Source organism: Acetatifactor sp., from assembly GCF_982438285.1.
In genome coordinates, this window is sequence record NZ_CEWDFQ010000441.1 from 1 (window position 1) to 2,072 (window position 2,072).

Annotated in this window: 3 protein-coding genes; all 3 read left to right on the plus strand. The window is 47.8% G+C overall.

Annotated features, from left to right (window positions below; all coding sequences use genetic code 11):
* A partial coding sequence (locus tag AC1WIP_RS15000) for an OmpA/MotB family protein (protein WP_481142586.1) occupies positions 1 to 498 on the plus strand: 498 nt, incomplete at its 5' end.
* Between the two features lie 69 nt (positions 499 to 567).
* Positions 568 to 1,089: a flagellar basal body-associated FliL family protein gene (locus AC1WIP_RS15005; protein ID WP_481142587.1), complete on the plus strand. Its 522-nt coding sequence runs from the start codon at positions 568 to 570 to the stop codon at positions 1,087 to 1,089.
* Positions 1,090 to 1,108: 19 nt separating this feature from the next.
* The coding region (gene fliM / locus AC1WIP_RS15010; protein ID WP_481142588.1) for a flagellar motor switch protein FliM at positions 1,109 to 2,072 on the plus strand (964 nt) is incomplete at its 3' end.

Below are 2,072 nucleotides of genomic sequence, written 5' to 3' on the forward strand. Positions count from 1 at the left end.
GCCCAGGAGCTGGCTCAGGCATTGGAAGACGAGATGCTGCAGCAGAATGAAGAGCTGTCTGAGAACATTGAGGAAGCCGTATATGAGAGCAGCCTGTCTGATCAGGTGGAGGTGAGCTTTTCGTCCCAGTATGTCCAGCTGACCATGAAGGGCGCCCTTTTGTTTGACTCGGGCAGCGCTGAGCTGAAGGGGGAAGCGCTGGATGTTTTGGATAATGTAGGAGCGATTCTAGAAAGATACAGCGAAGGCACGATCGAAATAGAAGGACATACGGACAATGTACCTATAAGCAGTGCCAGATATGCCGATAATGAGGAGCTCAGCAGTGCCAGAGCCCTTTCTGTGTTCTACTATCTGGTGGAAAATACCTCCTTGGACCCGGCGAGGCTGAGGCATGCGGGAATGGGTGACAGAGAGCCTATTGCGGACAATTCCACCGAGGAGGGCAGAAGCAGGAACCGAAGGGTAGAGATACGAATTTACAATCCTGCCAGCTGAGAGATGAGAACGGCAGCTGTCTGGGTTTTAAATTAAAAAATGCGCAAAAATGCGCAGATGGGAGTAAAAATGAAGAAGAACATGCTGACGGTGCTGATTCTGGCACTACTGATTGTGAATGTTGTGTTGACCAGTGTGCTGATGGTCAGTGTCATGGGGACTAACCAAAAGACATCTGAGCTTGTGAATAACATAGCTACGGTAATGCGGCTGGAGCTGACGCAGCCGGGAGAATCGGGACAGGAGATTTCTCTGGAGGACACAGCGGTATACAATCTGACAACTATGACCATTCCTCTTGCAAGCGATCCTTCTGCCCAGGACGGCGGAGTGCAGAGATATATTCAGTTTGATGTGGCGCTGTCCATGAACATGAACAGCGATGGATACAAAACCTATGGCGAGACCATAGCGGATAGGGAGAGCCTTGTGAAGGATGCTATCTCCTCGGTGGTTTCGGCCCACACAGAGAGTGAGTGCAGGGCAGACCTGGAGGGACTGAAGGCAGAAATCCTGCAGGCGGTTCAAAATCTGTTCCAGTCTGATTTTATTTATCAGGTGGCAATCAGCGAAGTGAAGTTCGGAAGTTAGGCTAAGGAGGTGAGCTTTTGTGGGAGAGGTCCTTTCACAAAATGAGATAGATAATCTGCTTGCAGCCTTATCGGCCGGAGAGCTGGACGTAGATCAGATGCAGAGCAATGAAGAGAAGCATGTGAAGAATTATGATTTCAGCCGCCCCACGAAGTTTTCAAAGGAGCATCTGCGGACGCTGGAAATCATATTCGAGCATTACAGCCGGCTGGTTTCTACGAATCTTCCCGTCTACCTGCGGAAAAATGTTCAGGTGGCGGTGGCAAGCTCAGAGACAGTTACCTTCAGCGAGTTTACCAATGCTTTGTCCAATCCCGTTATTTTGGGAATCATTAACTTTGCCCCGCTGAATGGTACGGTTATTATAGACCTGGCAACAAACCTTGGTTATGCCATGCTCGACCGTATGCTGGGAGGCAGCGGTGTACCGTTGGAGAAAAGCAGGGAATTTTCAGAGATTGAGCTTACTATTTTACAGAAACTGATGATTATGTTTACCCAGCTTCTCAGGGAGCCCTGGAAAAATGTGATTGATGTAAATCCGGTTTTGAACCGGATGGAGACAAATCCACAGTTTGCCCAGGTGATCGCTCCCAATGATATGATAGCATTGATTACGCTTAACATGAAGATCGGGGATGTGGAGGGCTTTATGAATATATGCCTGCCGTTCTTCACCCTGGAAGACATCATGGATAAGCTGAATACAAAATACTGGTTTTCTACAATGCAGGAGAACCGGGATGAAAATTATGAAGGGTATATCGAATCGTTGATCCGGAGGGTGGATGTACCCATTAAGGCAGTGCTCGGAAAGAGCATAATTTCAGTGAATGATTTCCTGAACCTTCAGGTTGGAGACTGTATCCGCCTGGATTCAAAGATTGATAGCGATATGGATATTTATGTAGGAAATATCAGAAAGTTTACCGCATTGCCCGGAACCGATAAAGAATCTTATGCTGTCCGGATTACATCGGTAA